Here is a 20,343-nt window from a genome sequence, read left to right on the forward strand (position 1 = left end):
AAGGAGAATAAAAATGAAGAAGATTAAAGTTTTTGCTTTACTAGCGACACTTTTTGTCGGTATCTTTAGCAATTTGTTTACCCCAGTCGTATCGGCTGAAGAACCGCCTGCAACTGCAAACGTAACAATTCATAAAGTTAAAGACTATAAAAACGATACCACTAAAGATAGAATCACGAATACTGGTATTGAGTTGAATTTGCAAGGTGTAAAATTCCTAGATGGTATCACATATAATGTCTATGATGTGACTGAAGCATACCACGCTAAGTACTACGAAGTTTACACAACAACAGATGCTAAAAAAGCTGATGATTTAGCTCGTGAGCATGTTCAAGGAACTGCGGGTCATGCTCCAACAGTTCCAGGCGCTACTCTTGTAGGTGAACCACAAGTAACAAAAAATGGCGGAGCTGCAACATTTACGTTACCTAAAAAATCTGGTGGTAAAGATGCAGTCTACGTCTTTGTAGAACAACCTAAAACTGGTATTACTGGGGCTGCAGATAACTTAGTACTTAGCTTCCCAGTATATCAATTAAATGGTGATGGAACATACACTGGCACAGAGTTGCCAACTATTCACTTGTATCCAAAAAACACAACCGAAACAATCATTCCAGTAAAAGAAATCATAGAACCAAATACAGATGGTGCTGAACCTGATGAACATATCAACTATAATGTTAATGTTGGTGAGGAAATTAAATTCAAATTATCAACAAAAATCCCTGCTAATATTGGCATTACAGAAGTTAATGGCGAAACACGATACTACAACACTTTTGGTTTAATCGATACACATGACACAACATTGACATTTAATCCAGCTGGGTATGAATTGAGAGTTACAAATGAAGCAAAAGAAACTGTTTCTACTCTTATTGAATCTAAAGAGAACGCACCTGCTCACTATACTATCGAAGTTGGTCAAGGTCAAGACACCTTCAAAGTGAAATTGACTCAAGCAGGTATTAACGAACTTGCTAAACAAAAACTACTAGGCGGTAAAACTCTTGAATTCACTTACACAATGAAATTGAATGCTGGTGCAAAAATAGACGAAGCAAATGTCAACCAAGTAACTGTTGAATATGGTCGTAATTTTGGTGATTTCAGTGACGTTGTGACAACACCAGGTAACGAAAAAGAAGTGTACACTGGTGGTTACCGTTTCATCAAGACTGACGTTAGCACAAACGAACCACTTAAAGGCGCAACCTTCGTTGTACGTGATGAAGATGCTCCTACTGCAAAATTCTTGAAGATTGATGACAAGAAAGAAATTTCATGGGTTACTTCTGATGCGGATGCAACTAAATTCTCAACTGAAGCTGACGGTATCGTTGACATCAAAGGTTTGACTTATGGTACTTACTATCTTGAAGAAACGAAAGCACCAACAGGCTATGTGAGATTGTCTAAACGTATTCCGTTCACTGTTGCATTTGAGTCATATAAGAATAAAACTACAACTCCACATAACGTTGCTAACACTCCTAAAGGTTTCCTTCCTTCAACTGGTGGTGCAGGTATCATCCTCTTTGTAGCTCTTGGTGCTGCTATGGTTGGTCTTGCAGGTGTTTACTTTACATCTCGTCGTAAAGATGCCTAATAATAATTAAATGAAAAGGGAGGTGAGAACATGGCTCGCACCAGAAAAAACGTCAAGCGAAAAATAATTGATACAATCATGGTATTGATTTTGGTTGCTGGTCTAGGCGTTCTCTCCTACCCATTTGTTCGGAACTCTTTAAATGACCTGATCAATCAACAGTTGATTCGTCATTATCAGGCAGAAGCCAATCAAAAAAGTAAAGAAGAGTACCAACAACAACTTGAAAAAATGGAGGAGATGAATAGGCAGTTTGCCTATCAAAATATCTCTCCAGGCTTTGATCCATTTTCGGAAGAAGCCAAAGAAATTGAGCAGACAAAGGTTATCTACGAAGATCATATCATCGGAGTAATTTCTATTCCTAAGATAGCGGTGCGCTTGCCTATTTTTGACCAGACGACAGAAGCTTTCCTTGCAAAGGGAGCTGCTTATCTAGAGGGGACATCATTTCCCATAGGAGGTGAGTCTACTCACTCGGTGATTTCTGGTCACCGTGGTCTGACGGAGGCAAAACTCTTTACAGATTTACCAGATTTGGAAAAGGGAGATCGCTTTTATATCGAGCTTGGGGAAGCTGAGATACATGCCTACCAAGTGGACGATATCAAAGTGGTAGAGCCGACAGATGTTAGTAGTTTGCAGATTGAGAAAGGGAAGGATTACATTACCCTTGTCACCTGTACACCTTATATGATTAACAGTCATCGCCTGCTCGTTCGTGGTCACCGGGTTCCTTATGTTCCAGAATTAATGGAAAGTGAAGTGAAGGAAGCAAAAGTTGACTACTACACCTTGATGCCGATAGTGATACTAGGATTAGTATTGTTCTTTATCCTCATAGTCATATTTAGAAAATTTAGAAGAAGCGGTAAATCTTCTCCTACACGTTCATAGCCCAAGACGGCGGACTCAAATTTTTTTATGACGAGAATGGATGATGACTTCACTTTGAGATAGGAATTCATTTCGATTGCTTGTCCTCGGTATACTTAATTTATTCTAAGAAAATCCCATAAAATAAAGTGGCTTTTCCGATAATGACAAATCGGTCCACTTTATTTTTTGAGTTCGAATGAAAACGGTTGCACAATTTCATTTGGTTTTGGGAAGACTGTAAAGTGCTTCCTAATTGTTGGAGATAAAAGAATGTTTAAAAAGGTGACGAATGAAAAAGAAACAGTTTGCAAGTAAAGTAACAAGGCTAACCATGTCAATGGTGCTTGGGGCGAGTATTATCGTTCCAAACATGCTTCCCCTGTATTCACAGACAGTCTCTGCAAATACTCAAAATACAGGTATTTTGTCAGCGAAAGATCGTGGGATTCTCTATGCCAATTCACGGACGGATTTTCGGGATGAAACCATCTATTTTTTGATTACAACTCGTTTTTATGATGGTGACTCAAACAATAATGCTCGCACGTCTGAAGACAAGAAGGCCAATAATCCTGAAAGTGATCCATCCTGGCGTGGTGACTTTGCCGGCTTAATTGAACAGTTAGACTACATTAAAGCATTGGGATTCACGGCTATTTGGATTACTCCTGTTGTCCAAAACAATTCTGGCTATGACTATCATGGTTACCATGCTTCTAATTTTAACGCGGTGGACTATCGGTACGAATCCAATGGAGTTGATTATCAAACTCTGATTGATGCCGTGCATGCCAAGGGGATGAAAATTATTCAGGACGTAGTTTTCAACCATACTTCCAATTTTGGTGAAGAAGGCCTGAACGAACTGGGTGGAGAAAGTCTGAAAACCCAAATTTCTAGCAATGATTATCCAACTCGCAACAAGGTAGTTATGAATGGTACAGGAGATCCTCTGAATATTTACCACCATAATGGGTTTGCGGGAGGTGGTGACTGGGATAACTATGAAGCTCAGCGGAAAACGATTGCGGATGACTGTTTTGATTTGGAAACGGAAAATCCGCTGGTCTACAATTACCTCATTGATGCCTATAAGAAATACATCAATATGGGTGTGGATGGCTTTCGTGTTGATACGGTGAAGCATTTATCTCGTTTGACCTTAAATACCACCTTCCTTCCTCAGTTACAAGGGGCAGCTGAAGCGAACGGGAACAATGATTTTTATATGTTCGGGGAGATTTGTACAAAAGGACACGATGTCTGGTACCGTGATGCTCCGCCGATTTCAACCTCTTTCTACACTTGGGATACGGATGCAAGTTATAAGGCAAGATGGAGCGATACCGATTTGGCGACCAATGAAAAGTTAGTCGAGTCTCACTATCTTGATCATATGAATACAGGGAATCAACCGACTTCTTCCAATGCGTTTTTGAATGGCAATGATTACCATGCAACAGATTATTCTCAAAAATCAGATCTCGGTGCGATTGATTTCCAAATGCACTGGTCCTTTAACAATGCCAACCAAGCCTTCAATACGGCAAAATCACAGGATCCTTATTTCAACGATGCGACCTGGAATGTGGTTTACGTGGATTCACACGATTATGGACCAGATAATTCTCAAACAGTACGTTACAATGGTGGTACAGATGCTTGGGCAGAAAATCTCTCATTGATGTTTTCATTCCGTGGGATTCCGACGCTTTACTATGGTAGTGAAGTAGAGTTTCAAGCTGGAAAACCAATAGATGTTGGGCCGAATGCGCCTTTGAGTGCAACAGGTCGTGCTTATTACGGGGATTACCTTGAAGGAAATGTCGATACGACTGACTTTACAGAGTTTGGAAATCTGAGTGGAAAAGTTGCTGAGACTTTACAGGCTCCTCTTTCTCAACATATCATTCGCCTCAATCGTCTCCGCCAAGCTATTCCTGCTCTTAGAAAAGGGCAATATTCTACTGATGGTATCTCAGGAAATATGGCTTTCAAGAGACGGTATACAGATGATAAGACAGATAGTTTTGCCTTGGTGGCTATTTCAGGCAATGCAACCTTCTCAGGAATCCCAAATGGTACCTATGTAGATGCTGTTACAGGCGATACAAAAGTGGTGTCAAATGGCACATTAACAGCTCAAGTTTCTGGTAAAGGAAACATGAAGGTCTATGTGTTAAATACAAGCAAGACACCTGCACCAGGCCGTGTCATTCCAAATGGTCAATATTTGACTGATGGTGGCGCAGTTGCACCGATTGATAATGGCCAAATTTCAGTTGTAGAACCTACAAACTTGGAAGTGAGCACGTCATCCGTTACCATCAAGGAAACAACTTCTACAAAAGTAACGGCTAAAGTAAGTCCTGTAGGAGCTTCTCCTATTGTAAAATGGACTTCAAAAAATCCAGATATTGCAACGGTTTCAAATGGTGAAATTACCGGTGTATCTGTAGGGAAAACGACAGTAACTGTAAAAACCACAAATGGCATTGAAAAAACGATTCAAGTGACGGTTGAAGAAAATCCAGACATTATCAAGCTGACTTCTATCACATTAAATAAGAAGAGTCTGACTCTATTGACCAAGGAATCGGAACAATTACAGGCTAAGGTTGAACCAGAAAATACCACTTATCCGGAGGTAGTTTGGGAAAGTTCGGATCCAACAGTGGCGAAGGTGGATGAGTCTGGAAAAGTGACTGCTCTGAAACCTGGTACAGCAACGATTACGGTGACAAGTCGGTATGGCAATCATAAGGCTCAATGTGAAGTAACCGTTGAGAAGAATACGAATGCAACAACCATTTACTTCAAAAATACGGCTAATTGGGCGATAGTAAATGCCTATGCATGGGATTCAACCAGCAATCCAATTCCGAAAAATGCAGCTTGGCCAGGTGAATCCATGGTTGCTTTAGGAGATGGAATCTATAGTATTGAATTGTCTCCTGAGACTAATTACGACAAAATTATTTTTAATAACGGTAGCCAACAAACCAAAGATTTGACAATTGATGTGGCAAAGACTCTCTATGATTTCGGTTCATCTTTATGGTCAACCTATGAGTCTGCTGACGTGAAGGCGGTAGAGGGCGTAACCTTGAATCAAGCAAGTTTAGAGCTTGATATTGATCAATCGGAACAATTAACAGCAACAGTTACACCAAGTGGTGCGACCAATAAACGATTGTTATGGACTTCTAGTCAGTCAGATATTGCGACTGTGTCACCGGATGGTCTTGTAAAAGCAATCAAGGCTGGAAAAACGGAAATAACTGTTACAACAGTGGATGGTTCACATGTGGCGACTTGTCAAGTGACGGTAAAGGAAGCGCCAGTGAAACCTGTTGTTCTTGGAGTGAAAGATCAATCTATGGATACAATTGACATCTCCAATACTGCAACATTGACATTGGAAGTGGCCAATGCGAAGACGGCTTCTTACAAGCTGGGAAATGGTCCTGCTGTCACATTCAGCAACGGACAAACCATTACAGTTGGTCAAAATTTGGCAGCAGGTAGCAGTGTGACATTGACATTGGCTGCAACATCATTGGATAACCACCAGTCCGTTACAAAAACCTATACCATCACGAAAAAAACGGTGGAGCTTCCAGAAGAGCCGAAAGAGGAGCCAATTACTCAAACGACAATCTATTTCGACAATCCAGACAATTGGACAGATGTCTATGCCTATATGTATGATGCCAAAGGCAACCACCTTCTTGGAGCATGGCCGGGTACTAAGATGACAAAAGAGGTATCAGGTGCATATGCTCTAAATGTACCTTCAACATACAGCACATTGGGTGTGAAAGTTTTATTCAGCAATAACAGGGGGGGCCAATACCCTCAATCTGTTGGTTTTGATTTTGTTGCAAAAGGAACCTATTCTAAGACTGGTTTGAAAGCGGCAGAAGAAGTTAGGGTTAAAGAGGAGGTTGTTACAGAATCCATTCCATTTGAAACGAAAACGGTGGAAAACCCTGAGGTGGACAAGGGTGTGACCAATACCCTTTCTGAAGGAAAAGCTGGTAGCAAAGAGATTACCTATAAAGTGACCTATAAAAATGGGGTTGAAGCTAGTCGTGAAAAAGTGAAGGAAGTGGTTGTAACGGAACCAACTCCAAAAGTTGTCGAAGTTGGAACCAAAGTGAGTGTAGATGAGGAAAAGATCGCTACACGTGTGTATTTCAGCAATCCTCAGAAATGGAACAAGGTCTATGCCTATGTTTATGACCAAAAAGGTCAACCTGTTGTTGGCACTTGGCCAGGGAAAGAGATGACCAAGGATGAGTATGGCTACTATATTGAATTGTCTGTTGATTTGGTGGGGGGAAGAATTATTTTCAATAATCCTGAGACTAAGGTACAATATCCTACGCAAAATCAAGCTGGCTTTACGATTGAGTTAGGACATTTGTATGATCAGACTGGGAACCATTATCCTGTCCTACCAGAGGAAGGATTTACCCGGATTCAGTTTGGAAATCCTGGTGGCTGGGATGCTGCCAATGTCTATGCATATTATGGAAATCCGATTCAAAGTCCCCTTGGGGCATGGCCTGGAAAACCAATGATAAAAGGAAATGATGGTCATTTCTTCATAGACTTACCAGAAGAATATGCAGAAAAGAATGTGAAAATTCTTTTCAATAAACCAAATAGCAATGTACAATTTCCATCTGCAGTTGGTTTTGATTTCAAATTGAATGGTCAATATCCGAAAGATGGATTGAAATAAAAATCATCTATGTAAAGAGGGAAGGTCACTCCCTCTTTTTTGATTTTATCAAATTTCGTAAAGGTTACTATTTGGTGACGGGTTGTTACCTAATTGACATAGACTTTCTACCCCTATGTCTTGAAAATGGTGCTATTTCAAGGTAAAATAGAGTGTTAGAAAGTCAAAGGTAAAGTATATGAAAATGATTGAAGAGTTTAAAAATAAAAAAGTATTAGTTTTGGGATTGGCAAAATCTGGTGAATCAGCTGCTCGTTTATTGGATAAATTGGGTGCGATTGTGACAGTGAATGATGGAAAACCATTTGATGAAAATCCGACGGCACAATCATTGTTAGAAGAAGGGATTCGTGTCATTTGTGGAAGTCATCCCTTGGATTTACTGGATGAAGATTTTGCGCTTGTTGTGAAAAATCCAGGTATTCGCTATGATAATCCGATGGTTGAAAAGGCTTTGCAAAAAGGAATTCCTGTGTGGACTGAGGTTGAATTGGCTTATTTGATTTCAGAGGCTCCAATTGTCGGCATTACTGGCTCTAATGGAAAAACAACTACAACCACTATGATTGCTGAAGTCTTAAATGCTGGACACAAACCTGCTAAATTATGTGGGAATATTGGCTATCCCGCTTCATCTGTGGCACAGACTGCAACAAAGGACGATACTTTGGTCATGGAGTTGTCTTCTTTCCAACTAATGGGAACAGAATCGTTCAGACCTCATATTGCAGTACTGACAAATTTGATTGCAAGCCATATTGATTACCATGGGACATTTGAAGACTATGTGGCTGCGAAATGGATGATTCAACGTCAAATGACAGAAGAGGATTTCATTGTCTTGAACGTCAATCAAGCTGAAATCAAAGAATTGGCTCTACATACCAAAGCCAATGTTGTGCCATTTTCAACCTTGGAAGAGGTGGATGGTGCATATTTAGCTGATGGAAAATTGTACTTCAAGGGTGAATATGTCATGGACGCAGATCAGCTGGGTGTCCCAGGAGCTCATAATATTGAAAATGCCTTGGCTACCATTGCAGTTGCCAAGATTTTGGGAGTAACGAATCAGGCGATTCAAGAGAGTTTGTCTGCATTTGGTGGTGTGAAACACCGCCTACAGTTTGTTGGTAAAATAAACAATGTGTCATTCTATAACGATAGCAAGTCTACCAATATATTAGCAACTCAAAAAGCTCTTTCAGGATTTGATAATCAAAAGGTAGTATTGATTGCGGGCGGTTTGGATCGTGGCAATGAATTTGATGATTTAGTACCAGATCTTGTAGGCTTGAAGAAGATGGTTATCTTAGGTCAGTCAGCACCACGTGTGCAACGGGCTGCTGAAAAAGCTGGTGTTGACTATATCACGGCTGATGAGATTGCGGATGCTACTCGTAAGGCCTTTAAAGTTGCTGAACCAGGGGATGTTGTCCTTTTGAGCCCTGCAAATGCAAGTTGGGATATGTATCCTAATTTTGAGGTACGTGGCGATGTATTCCTACAAACCTATGAGGAGTTAAGTAAATAAAATATGAAAAAAATTGTTTTTACAGGTGGAGGAACAGTTGGACACGTGACGCTCAATCTCCTTTTAATCCCTCGTTTCATCAAAGATGGTTGGGAAGTGCATTATATTGGGGATCGAAATGGGATTGAGTATGAGCAAATTAAAAATTCTGGCTTAGATGTCCAATTTCATTCCATCGCTACTGGGAAACTGCGTCGTTATTTCTCTTTCCAAAATGTGTTGGATGTATTCAAGGTTGGGTTTGGCATTCTTCAATCCATTGTGATTATTGCCAAAATTCGTCCTCAAGCCCTATTTTCAAAAGGTGGTTTTGTTTCTGTACCACCAGTAATCGCAGCAAACTTGTTAAGAGTACCGGTCTTTATTCACGAATCTGATTTGTCGATGGGACTAGCCAATAAAATTGCCTATAAGTTTGCGACGACAATGTATAGTACCTTTGAGCAACCATCAGAACTGACAAAAGTAAAACACGTTGGGGCAGTGACCAAGGTCGGGCAGCATACAGACAAGGTTACTCCAATCCAATTACCTGAAATCCTAAGCCATTTTGACAAACAATTGCCGACTTTGTTATTTGTTGGTGGTTCTGGTGGAGCCAAGGTATTTAATGATTTAATCAGTCAGCATGCTAAGACATTGACAGAAGGTTTCAATATTATTAACTTGACTGGCGATGCACGACTCAACCAACTGGATAAACATATCTATCGTGTAGATTATATTACGGAGCTTTATCAACCCTTGATGGATTTTGCGGATGTCGTGGTGACACGTGGTGGTTCCAATACCTTATTTGAATTGATTGCAATGAAAAAATTGCATCTCATCGTTCCACTCGGCCGTCAAGCAAGTCGTGGAGATCAGATTGAAAATGCTCTGTATGCGGAGAAAAAAGGTTACTCTCGACAAATTAGTGAGGAGCAATTTACAGTTGATACCTTGTTGTCTGAGGTGGAAGCTTTGCTAGAAAACAAAGACTTTTATATCCAAAATATGGAACAATCTACTGAAATACAGTCAGTTGATAGTTTTTATCGCTTATTAATGGAAGATATAGGAAGGTAGATGAGGTATGGATGAAAAAGACCCGAAAGAGTTGGTAGAAAATAAGAATTCAGAGCCATCTCTTGATTTAGAGTCCTCTGTTCCGACAATGGATGCCTCAGATGATGAAAAAAGTGCCTTCTTTGAACAATGGAAAGCACGGCATCAAGCTTATTTGGAGCAACATAATCAGCAAGATGAAGAAGTTTTTGTTCCTGTAGATGAACCGGAAAAGAAAAAAGATGGCTTCCTAAAACGCTGGGAAAAAAACAAGAAAACGAATGAAACACCAACTGAAATAATGGATGATGCATTAGAACAAGAGCCGGTGGCTTTAAAGAAAAAGGATCCACTTCCTAGAATGGCCCTTTTAAAAGCAATCCCAGTTTTGCTGGGTAGTTTGGTTCTGTTTTTGCTCTCGCTGTATTTTATCACACCATTTAGTAAGGACAAGATCATCTCCGTACAAGGGAATGAGCGGTTAACTGCCCAAGAAGTGGAACAGCTCAGTTTGATTTCGAATCAGGATTATATTGTTACGATAGCATTGAATGCAAAAAATTATGCTGAGAACATCAAAAAAGCGAGTCCTGAGATTTCTGAAGCAACCATAGCCTATCGTTTTCCAAATGCCTTTACTATTCACGTTAAAGAGTATAAGTTGATAGGTTATCTGGAAGAAAACAGTCAATATTATCGGATTCTTTCCAGTGGAGAAATAGCTAGCGAAGCAATCCCAGCAGATCAACTTCCTGAAACCTATCTTTTAGTAAAATTGACAGATAAGGCATCAATCAAATCGCTTGCGGAGCAACTGGCCAAGGTGGATGAAACAATTACTTCCAAGATTCAAGAAATCACTTTAACACCAAGCAAAGTTACAGCGGATTTATTGACTTTGACCATGACAGATGGCAATACGATTTTGGTTCCTTTAAGTGAAATTGATACCAAGTTGCCATACTATTCAAAAATTGTGTTGGATATTGTCGAACCGTCTGTCATAGATATGGAAGTAGGAATCTATAGATATGTCAAAACTAGTCAATAAAAATCTAGAAATTTTCTTAGAAAAAGCCATTCGAGACACTTTTTTTCTAGAAGATATGATATAATAAAAGATGACTAATTGCACTTTTTTTTGAAAATTGGAATTATGTTTGTTAAAGTTGAAAGTAAGAGAGGACGGATAGAATGGTAAAAAGCGGCTTTTTTACGGGTTTAGATATTGGTACAAGCTCCGTTAAAGTCTTGGTGGCTGAATATACAGATAATGAAATGAATGTGATCGGAGTTAGTAGCGTAAAAAGCGCTGGCGTTAAGGATGGCATTATTGTAAATATTGATGTAGCGGCAGGTGCGATTAAAAAAGCACTAGAACAAGCAGAAGAAAAATCAGGAATTCGTATTGATAGAGTAAATGTTGGTTTACCAGCAAATCTATTGCAAATTGAACCAACCCAAGGGATGATTCCTGTCACAACAGATTCTCAAGAAATTACAGATTTAGATGTTGAAAATGTAGTGAAGTCTGCTTTAACAAAGAGTATGACACCTGAGCGCGAAGTTATTTCCTTCATTCCAGAAGAGTTCGTTGTAGATGGTTTCCAAGGGATTAAAGATCCTCGTGGTATGATGGGGATTCGTTTGGAAATGCGTGGCATGCTTTATACTGGACCACGTACCATTCTTCATAACTTACGAAAAACAGTTGAACGTGCAGGTGTTCAGGTTGAGAACATTGTGATTTCACCACTTGCTCTTACACGCTCTGTTTTAAATGAAGGAGAACGTGAATTTGGTGCAACTGTGATTGACCTTGGTGGAGGTCAAACGACTGTAGCAGTTATGAGAAATCAAGAGTTGCACTATACGAATATTTACCAAGAAGGTGGAGACTACATCACTAAGGATATTTCTAAGGTATTGACAACGTCACAAAGTATTGCAGAAAACCTTAAATTCAACTACGGAATTGCATATCCGCAGAATGCAAGTGATAAGGAAAAATTCACTGTTGAGGTGATTGGAGAAAGCACACCTGTTGAAGTAACAGAACGTTATTTATCAGAAGTTATTTCAGCCCGTCTTCGTCAAATTTTTGATCGAGTAAGACAGGATTTGGAACGTACTCGTGCTCTTGATTTGCCAGGCGGTGTTGTCTTGGTTGGTGGCGGTGCCATTTTACCAGGTATCGCAGAATTGGCCCAAGAAGTATTGGGAGCTAATACAAAACTTTTTGTTCCAAATCAAATTGGTATCCGCAATCCTGCTTTTGCTAACGTGATTAGTTTTGTTGAATATGTTGGTGGTTTAGAAGAAGTTGAAAAGATTGCACAGCGCGCAGTAAATGGTGAAGCTGATTTGCGTCAAAAACCTATTGATTTTACTGTTTCTCGTCCTCGAGTTGTTCCAACTATTCAACCTGAGGTGACTATTCCTGTTGAGACCAACGAGGAAAATGAAAGATCTCTTCATGATTTTGAAGATGAGCATGATGAAACACAATCAGCGACAAGAAGCAATTTCACAGATCGTCTTCGTGGTTTGTTTGGTAGCATGTTTGAATAAGTATAGAAAAGGTGATAAAAACTATGGCATTTTCATTTGAAGCAGCAGCAAGTCATGGTGCTGTCATTAAAGTAATTGGTGTCGGCGGTGGCGGTGGTAACGCCATCAACCGTATGATTGAAGAAGGTGTGGCTGGTGTTGAATTTATCGCAGCCAACACAGACGTACAAGCATTGAGTAGCTCAAAGGCAGAAACAGTTATCCAATTGGGTCCTAAATTGACTCGTGGTTTGGGTGCTGGTGGTCAGCCTGAAGTTGGTCGCAAAGCAGCTGAAGAGAGTGAAGAAGCTTTGACCAATGTTCTTTCAGGAGCTGATATGGTCTTCATCACTGCTGGTATGGGCGGTGGATCTGGTACAGGCGCAGCTCCAGTGATTGCACGCATTGCAAAAAATTTGGGTGCTTTAACAGTTGCGGTTGTAACACGTCCATTTGGATTTGAAGGAAACAAGCGTGGCAACTTTGCGATTGAAGGAATTGAAGGTCTTCGTGAACAAGTAGATACACTCTTGATTATTTCAAACAACAACTTGCTTGAAATTGTTGATAAGAAAACTCCATTGTTGGAAGCCTTGAGTGAGGCTGACAACGTACTCCGTCAAGGTGTACAAGGGATTACCGATTTGATTACGAATCCTGGTTTGATCAACTTGGACTTCGCTGATGTGAAGACAGTGATGGAAAACAAAGGAAATGCTCTTATGGGTATTGGTATCGGTACGGGTGAAGATCGTGTTGTTGAAGCAGCTCGTAAAGCGATTTATTCACCACTTCTTGAAACAACAATTGATGGTGCTGAAGATGTCATTGTCAACGTAACTGGTGGTTACGATATGACGTTGACAGAAGCCGAAGAAGCTTCAGAGATTGTAAATCAAGCGGCTGGACAAGGTGTCAATATTTGGTTGGGAACATCAATCGATGAGTCAATGAAAGATGAAATCCGAGTAACTGTGGTTGCAACTGGTGTTCGTCAAGAACCAACAGAGCGTGCTAGCCGTTCACGTGTATCAGAGCATGTAGCACCTCGTCGCACTCAGCATTTTGATTTACCAACTAATCCTACGCCATCTGCTAGCCGTGGTGTGACTCAACCTGAGTCACCAAAAGCATCAGCATTTGGTGAATGGGATTTACGTCGTGAAAACTTAATCCGTTCTACAGAAGCAGAACCACAATCTGGTGTTTCCGTTGAAAAATTTACAATGGATGCGGATGAGGACGAATTAGATACACCGCCATTTTTCAGAAATCGTTAAAATGAATCTACAAAAAAATAGAGATGATGTGTTTGCTACTGTTGAACAAGCAGAGAAAAATGCAAATCGGCCTAGTCAATCAGTGAATGTCATAGCTGTCACAAAATATGTTGACAGCTCTATTGTTAGAGAATTGATTAAAACAGGCATTCATCATATTGGTGAAAATCGTGTTGATAAATTTTTAGACAAGTATCATGCCTTATCTGATCAAGAATTGACTTGGCATCTGATTGGTACACTTCAAAGAAGAAAAGTGAAAGATGTGATTAATTATGTCGATTACTTTCATGCTTTGGATTCAGTCAAATTAGCTGAGGAAATCAATAAACGTGTAGAAAAACCGATTAAATGCTTCTTACAATTGAATATTTCGGGTGAGCAAAGTAAGCATGGCTTCTCTGTTGATGAATTAGAGGAGATTATTCCTCAATTAATCCCTTTTGAGAAAGTGGAAGTTGTTGGTTTGATGACAATGGCACCTTTTGATGCTGATTCAGAAGAATTAAACAAAATTTTCTCAAAAATGAATGAGATACAGAAAACACTATCAGCGAGAAACATACCGCATATGCCATTTACTGAATTAAGTATGGGAATGAGCGGTGACTATGTACAGGCAATACAAAATGGGGCAACCTTTGTCCGTGTAGGCTCTGCATTTTTTACTGAATAGGGGATGAAGTAGGTATGGGAATTAAAGATACATTTAAAAATTTAGTTAACTATTTTGAAGTAGAAGATGCAAACGAGGTTGATGAACAGTACCAAGCAAATTCTACTGGTAATAAACGACCAGCAATGCATGCTGCTACAATAAAACCGAACAGCAGACCTGTTGAAAGACCAAGTCGTGGCGAATCACGAGGGGATGCAAACAGTGGATCAGAGTCGCGGTTGCAACGCTTACATGATCGTCAGAAAGAATTAATGTCTCATAGCGAACAAGGTGATTTGAAATCAACAATTGATATTAAGTTTCCAAAACGTTATGAAGATGCACCAGAAATGGTTAATCTCTTGTTGGATAATGCAAGTATTTTAATTGATTTCCAATACATGTCTGAACATCAGGCACGCCGTTGTTTGGATTATTTGGATGGGGCACGATCAGTTCTTTCTGGAAATTTAAAGAAAGTTTCAAATACAATGTGGCTGTTAACCCCTGTAAATGTAACGGTGCATATTGAGGAACTCCGTAACACAAATGTCGGTGCGAATCAAGATTCTCAATTTGATTTTGATATGAAGAGGTAAATTTTATGCAATTTTTGATTTTTCTTATTTTAAAAATTGTAGATATCTATTCGTATCTTTTATTGGCATATGCATTATTGAGCTGGTTTCCCAATCTCTATGCGACTCCATTGGGGCGTTTGATTCAGTGGGCTGTGGCACCTATATTAAAGCCCTTTAGACGGCTCAATCTACAGTTCATGGGCTTGGATTGGACAATTATGGTTGCAATGATTGCACTCAACATTGGAACACGGATACTGATTCGCATCCTGCTTTTGCTAGCTTAATCATGAAAAATGATAAACAAATAATGCAACATTTTGCCAAGGAAGAAAGGGAATTCGTTGAGAAAATAATGGATATGTGTCAGCAAGTTGAAGATACATATTCCTATAGATTAACGCACGTTCTACATCCCCGACAAGATGATATTGTATCTAAAATTGCGGATTACTATCAATTACAAACTTTGTCAAGTCGTGACTTCTTGCCAACTGAACATTCGAGAGTCATTATTGCTCCAAGTTACTATGAAATAGATACTCAGGATTTTAGGTTAACAGCTCTTGATTTATCTTTTTCAAGAAAGTTTCATACTCTTTCTCATTCTCAAGTATTAGGAACTTTTCTAAATCAATTGGGGATTAAAAGAGAATACTTGGGTGATATCATTGTCAATGAAGAACAGCTTTTGGTGTTTTTAGATGAAAAGTTTGGACAGATTGCTCAACAGTCTATCACCAAAATTGCTCGTGTTCCTGTCAAGGTACGAGAAGTTTCGTGGCTGTCAGTTCAATTATTGAACCAACAGGACTGGCATTCAAAGGATGTTCTTGTTTCCAGTTTGAGACTGGATAAGTTGGTTGCGGTTGCTTTTAATCTTTCACGCTCTACTGCGAATAAGTTGATAGAAGCAGGGCATGTAAAGTTGGATTATCTCCAATCCGATCAACCAAGTCGGACAGTTGAAATTGGGCAATTGATTAGTGTGAGAAAATACGGTAGAATTCGATTAAATGAGTTTTTAGGTTTTTCTAAGCAAGGAAAGATAAAATTAAAGATAGACATAGTAAAAACTTAGGAGGAACTATGGTACTAACATCACTAGAATTAAAAGATAAAACCTTCGGAACAAAATTCCGAGGTTATGATGCAAATGAAGTTGATGACTTTTTAGATATTGTAACGCGTGATTATGAAGAGTTAATTCGTAAAAATCACGAACAAGAGCTGGAATTGAAGAGTTTGCGTGAGCGATTAGCTTATTTTGATGAAATGAAAGAATCGTTAAGCAAATCCGTTCTATTGGCTCAAGATACTGCTGAAAAAGTGAAAAAAGCTGCGGAGGAGCAAGCAGCAAATATCATTAAACAAGCAGATTATGATGCGGCAACCTTATTGCATGAAGCGAAAGATAAGGCAAATGAAATTCTTCGTATTTCGACTGATAGTGCTAAAAAAGTAGCGGTTGAAACAGAAGAGTTGAAAAATAAAACACGTGTGTTCCATCAGCGCTTGAAATCAACAATCGAAAGTCAGTTGTCATTGGTAAACTCACCTGAGTGGGAGGATATTTTACGACCAACTGCATCTTACATTCAAACAAGCGATGAAGCCTTTAGAGAAGTATTGGTAAAAGTGCTTGATGAAAAAGCACCTGTGGAAGAGAATCACTTGGATTATACCTTACAACTTTCTGAAGAAGAAATTGCAGAATTGACACGTCAAGCAACAGCATTTGAAGAAAATGAAACAATTGCCTTGTCAATTGATGAAAAATAACTGAGAGCAAAGACACTATCAATAGAAATATTTTTAGCGAGTAGGAGACGGTGGAAGCCCTACAATCCCTTTCTTGCGATAATCCCTTTGCATGATTTTTCCTGAAAGAAGTAGGGAAAGACGTCGGTTCACGTTACGAATGCTTGAGGGATAGGGGAAACTCTATCTGAACTAAGGTGGTACCACGAACTTTCGTCCTTATTTGGCGGGAGTTTTTTTATTTTTTATGGTACGATTAGAACTGGTAAACAAAGATAATTTTGATCAGGTGCTAGATCTTGAAGTGGCACCTAAAGATCAGCGCAGAGTGGCGTCAGTTGAATATTCATTAGCTCAGGCATGGCTGTATCGAGATAGTGAAGACCTATTTCCATATGCTGTTAAATCTGGACAGCTAACAGTGGGATTTCTCTTGTTGTCCTATCAGCCCATGGAAAACAGTTATTATATCTGGCGCTTGCTCATTGATCAAGAAGTATAAAATCAGGGCTTTGGCAAGGAGGTCATTCGGCAAGTGTTACAACGAGCTAGGGATGATCAGCAGTGCCATAAGGTTACCGTAAATCATGTGATCGGTAATCATAAAATGCGGTACATCTTAGAAAAATTTGGCTTTCAGCCAGTCGGTTTACATGGTCAAGAAATAAAAATGGAATTAATTGTTAAATAAAGGAGTTATGATGAAACTAAAAGAAACCCTCAATTTGGGTAAAACAGCCTTTCCTATGCGCGCAGGTTTGCCAACACGCGAACCTGAATGGCAAAAAGCTTGGGATGAAGCAAACTTGTATGCGCGACGTCAAGAACTGAACGAAGGAAAACCATCCTTCCACCTACACGATGGTCCTCCCTACGCAAACGGAAATATCCACGTTGGGCATGCCTTAAATAAGGTTTCTAAAGATATCATTGTCCGTTCTAAATCGATGTCTGGTTTCCGAGCTCCTTACGTACCAGGTTGGGATACTCATGGTCTTCCAATTGAGCAAGTCTTGGCAAAACAAGGTGTTAAACGGAAAGAGATGGACTTGGTTGAATACCTTGAAATGTGTCGTGATTATGCCTTAAGTCAGGTAGATAAGCAACGTGATGACTTCAAGCGTCTGGGTATCTCTGCTGATTGGGAAAATCCATACATCACCTTGACGAAAGACTACGAAGCAGCTCAAATCCGTGTCTTCGGTGCTATGGCAGACAAGGGCTATATCTACCGCGGTGCTAAGCCTGTCTACTGGTCATGGTCATCTGAATCTGCCCTTGCTGAAGCAGAAATCGAATACCATGACATTGATTCAACATCCCTTTACTATGCTAACAAGGTCAAAGATGGCAAGGGGGTGCTGGATTCAGATAGCTATATCGTTGTTTGGACAACTACACCATTTACTGTTACAGCTTCACGTGGATTGACAATGGGTGCAGATATTGATTATGTACTTGTTCAGCCAGAAGGTTCTGACCGTAAGTATGTATTGGCAGAAGCCTTGGTTGATAGTTTGGCAGCCAAATTTGGTTGGGAATCCTTCGAAGTGATTTCAAAACACAAGGGTGCTGAGTTTGAATATATTGTCACAGAACACCCATGGGATACTGAAGTGGATGAATTGGTCATCTTGGGTGATCATGTAACGACAGATTCAGGTACTGGTATTGTCCATACGGCTCCTGGTTTTGGTGAAGATGACTATAATGTCGGAATCAAATACAATTTAGAGGTGGCCGTAACTGTAAACGAACGTGGCTTGATGATGGAAAATGCTGGTCCTGATTTTGAAGGGCAATTCTATGACAAGGTTGTTCCAACTGTAAAAGAAAAACTAGGAGACTTGCTTCTTGCTAGTGAAGTGATTAATCACTCTTATCCATTTGACTGGCGGACCAAGAAACCAATTATCTGGCGTGCAGTGCCACAGTGGTTTGCTTCTGTTTCTAAATTCCGTCAAGAAATTTTAGATCAAATCGAAGCAACAAACTTCATTCCAGGTTGGGGTAAAACACGTCTCTACAATATGATCCGTGACCGTGGTGACTGGGTCATCTCACGTCAGCGGGCTTGGGGTGTGCCACTTCCTATCTTCTATGCAGAAGATGGTACAGCAATCATGTCTAAGGAAGTGACGGACCACGTTGCTGCTCTCTTTGAAGAGCATGGTTCAATCATCTGGTGGAAATCAGAAGCTAAAAACCTTCTTCCAGCTGGATTTACTCATCCAGGTTCACCAAATGGCGAATTTACAAAAGAAACAGATATCATGGACGTATGGTTTGATTCTGGTTCATCTTGGAATGGTGTCATGAACGCTCGTGAAAACCTTGCCTATCCAGCAGACCTTTATCTTGAAGGATCTGACCAATACCGTGGCTGGTTTAACTCTTCCTTAATCACCTCTGTAGCAGTCAATGGTCATGCGCCATATAAAGCAGTATTATCACAAGGATTTGTCCTAGATGGTAAAGGCTTGAAGATGTCTAAATCCCTTGGTAATACGATTTTACCAAGTGATGTTGAAAAACAATTTGGTGCAGAAATTTTGCGTTTGTGGGTGACTTCAGTTGATACGTCAAATGATGTCCGTGTATCAATGGAAATTCTTGGACAAGTTTCTGAGACTTACAGGAAAATTCGTAACACCCTCCGCTTCTTGATTGCTAATACCTCTGATTTCAATCCAGCAAGCGATGCGGTAGCTTATGACGAGCTTCGTTCAGTTGACCAATACCTCTTGGTGAAATTCAACAAACTGGTAGCACAAATCCGTGATGCCTACGATAGCTATGATTTCATGACCATCTACAAGTCTGTGGTAAACTTTGTCACGCTTGACTTGTCAGCCTTCTACTTGGATTTTGCTAAGGACGTGGTCTACATTGATGGTGCGAAATCTTTGTCTCGCCGTCAGATGCAAACTGTTTTCTATGACATCTTGGTGAAAATTACCAAGCTCTTGACCCCAATCTTGCCACATACCGCAGAAGAAATCTGGTCATATTTGGAACACGAACCAGAAGAATTTGTACAATTGGCGGAAATGCCAGAGGTGGAAACCTTTGCGAATGATGCGCAGTTGTTGGCTGACTGGGAGAAGGTTATGGTCTTCCGTACTCAGGCACAAAAAGCCTTGGAAGAAGCGCGTAATGCAAAAGTGATTGGTAAGTCACTTGAAGCGCATTTGACAGCCTATGTCTCAGCTGAAACCAAGTCATTCTTGGAAGGCTTAAATGCTGACCTTGCTCAACTTTTGATTGTATCTGATTTGACAGTTACCTCCGAAGTTGCTCCTGCATCAGCGGTAGAAGTTGATGATCTTGCCTTTACTGTTGCTCGTGCAACTGGTGAAGTTTGTGATCGTTGCCGTCGCATTGATACTAGTGTTGTAGAGCGTAGCTATGGTGCAACAATCTGTGACCACTGTGCAAGCGTAGTAGAAGAAAACTTTGCGGAAGCAGTAGCTCAAGGTTTTGAAGCATAGTAAGCGCCCCATAACAAGGTATCTATCCAATCACTCCTTCCTCCAGTATACTGTTATAAAAAACAAACTGGAGGATTTTTTATGTCACAACCTATCGTCCCATTGACTCTTCCCAAATCGCGACGCTTTGAAAAGAAAAGCAGAAACGATATTCTGATGAAGATTCGTCTCGAAAAAGTAGAACTCACATTCTTTCACTC

Annotated in this window: 16 protein-coding genes; all 16 read left to right on the top strand. The window is 40.0% G+C overall.

All coding sequences use genetic code 11. The features are described from left to right. Positions 1-13 precede the first annotated feature (13 nt). The 16 genes from ACPC58_RS02790 to ileS all read left to right on the top strand — a co-directional run bounded on the left by ACPC58_RS02790 (position 14) and on the right by ileS (position 20,143). Complete coding sequence (locus tag ACPC58_RS02790) at positions 14-1,615, top strand: SpaH/EbpB family LPXTG-anchored major pilin (RefSeq protein ID WP_434065167.1); 1,602 nt, start codon at positions 14-16, stop codon at positions 1,613-1,615. A 30-nt stretch (positions 1,616-1,645) separates the two neighbouring features. Next, positions 1,646-2,512, top strand: coding sequence for a class C sortase (locus ACPC58_RS02795; RefSeq protein WP_434065168.1), 867 nt, complete (start codon positions 1,646-1,648; stop codon positions 2,510-2,512). Positions 2,513-2,783: 271 nt separating this feature from the next. Next, positions 2,784-7,244, top strand: a complete 4,461-nt coding sequence (locus tag ACPC58_RS02800) for a starch-binding protein (protein WP_434065169.1) — start codon at positions 2,784-2,786, stop codon at positions 7,242-7,244. A 178-nt stretch (positions 7,245-7,422) separates the two neighbouring features. Continuing rightward, positions 7,423-8,775 carry a UDP-N-acetylmuramoyl-L-alanine--D-glutamate ligase gene (gene murD / locus ACPC58_RS02805; protein ID WP_434065170.1) on the top strand — a complete coding sequence of 451 codons (1,353 nt, stop codon included), beginning with the start codon at positions 7,423-7,425 and terminating at the stop codon, positions 8,773-8,775. 3 nt (positions 8,776-8,778) lie between these two features. After that, a complete protein-coding gene (locus tag ACPC58_RS02810) occupies positions 8,779-9,843 on the top strand; it encodes a UDP-N-acetylglucosamine--N-acetylmuramyl-(pentapeptide) pyrophosphoryl-undecaprenol N-acetylglucosamine transferase (protein WP_434065171.1) in 1,065 nt (354 codons plus the stop codon). A 7-nt stretch (positions 9,844-9,850) separates the two neighbouring features. Further along, positions 9,851-10,873: a cell division protein FtsQ/DivIB gene (locus ACPC58_RS02815; RefSeq protein ID WP_418126697.1), complete on the top strand. Its 1,023-nt coding sequence runs from the start codon at positions 9,851-9,853 to the stop codon at positions 10,871-10,873. 143 nt (positions 10,874-11,016) lie between these two features. Next, positions 11,017-12,393, top strand: a complete 1,377-nt coding sequence (ftsA, locus tag ACPC58_RS02820) for a cell division protein FtsA (protein WP_274504224.1) — start codon at positions 11,017-11,019, stop codon at positions 12,391-12,393. 23 nt (positions 12,394-12,416) lie between these two features. Continuing rightward, positions 12,417-13,652 carry a cell division protein FtsZ gene (gene ftsZ, locus ACPC58_RS02825; protein WP_217374164.1) on the top strand — a complete coding sequence of 412 codons (1,236 nt, stop codon included), beginning with the start codon at positions 12,417-12,419 and terminating at the stop codon, positions 13,650-13,652. Position 13,653: 1 nt separating this feature from the next. Further along, on the top strand, positions 13,654-14,328 hold the full coding sequence (locus ACPC58_RS02830) for a YggS family pyridoxal phosphate-dependent enzyme (protein ID WP_434065172.1): 675 nt from the start codon (positions 13,654-13,656) through the stop codon (positions 14,326-14,328). Between the two features lie 14 nt (positions 14,329-14,342). Further along, the gene (gene sepF, locus ACPC58_RS02835; RefSeq protein WP_434065173.1) at positions 14,343-14,909 is read left to right on the top strand and encodes a cell division protein SepF; all 567 of its coding nucleotides are present in this window, start codon (positions 14,343-14,345) and stop codon (positions 14,907-14,909) included. Positions 14,910-14,914: 5 nt separating this feature from the next. After that, positions 14,915-15,178 (top strand): YggT family protein, encoded by a 264-nt coding sequence (locus ACPC58_RS02840; protein ID WP_277837689.1) that lies wholly within the window; start codon positions 14,915-14,917, stop codon positions 15,176-15,178. Positions 15,179-15,180: 2 nt separating this feature from the next. Next, positions 15,181-15,972, top strand: a complete 792-nt coding sequence (locus tag ACPC58_RS02845; protein WP_434065174.1) for an RNA-binding protein — start codon at positions 15,181-15,183, stop codon at positions 15,970-15,972. A gap of 8 nt (positions 15,973-15,980) precedes the next feature. After that, complete coding sequence (locus tag ACPC58_RS02850; RefSeq protein ID WP_434065175.1) at positions 15,981-16,673, top strand: DivIVA domain-containing protein; 693 nt, start codon at positions 15,981-15,983, stop codon at positions 16,671-16,673. Positions 16,674-16,899: 226 nt separating this feature from the next. Then, positions 16,900-17,154 (top strand): hypothetical protein, encoded by a 255-nt coding sequence (locus ACPC58_RS02855; protein WP_434065176.1) that lies wholly within the window; start codon positions 16,900-16,902, stop codon positions 17,152-17,154. Positions 17,155-17,187: 33 nt separating this feature from the next. Continuing rightward, on the top strand, positions 17,188-17,343 hold the full coding sequence (locus ACPC58_RS02860; RefSeq protein WP_289648223.1) for a GNAT family N-acetyltransferase: 156 nt from the start codon (positions 17,188-17,190) through the stop codon (positions 17,341-17,343). 10 nt (positions 17,344-17,353) lie between these two features. Then, positions 17,354-20,143 carry an isoleucine--tRNA ligase gene (ileS, locus tag ACPC58_RS02865; RefSeq protein ID WP_434065178.1) on the top strand — a complete coding sequence of 930 codons (2,790 nt, stop codon included), beginning with the start codon at positions 17,354-17,356 and terminating at the stop codon, positions 20,141-20,143. Positions 20,144-20,343: the final 200 nt, after the last annotated feature.

The organism is Streptococcus sp. VTCC 12905, from assembly GCF_049893385.1.
Lineage (GTDB): Bacteria > Bacillota > Bacilli > Lactobacillales > Streptococcaceae > Streptococcus > Streptococcus suis_AA.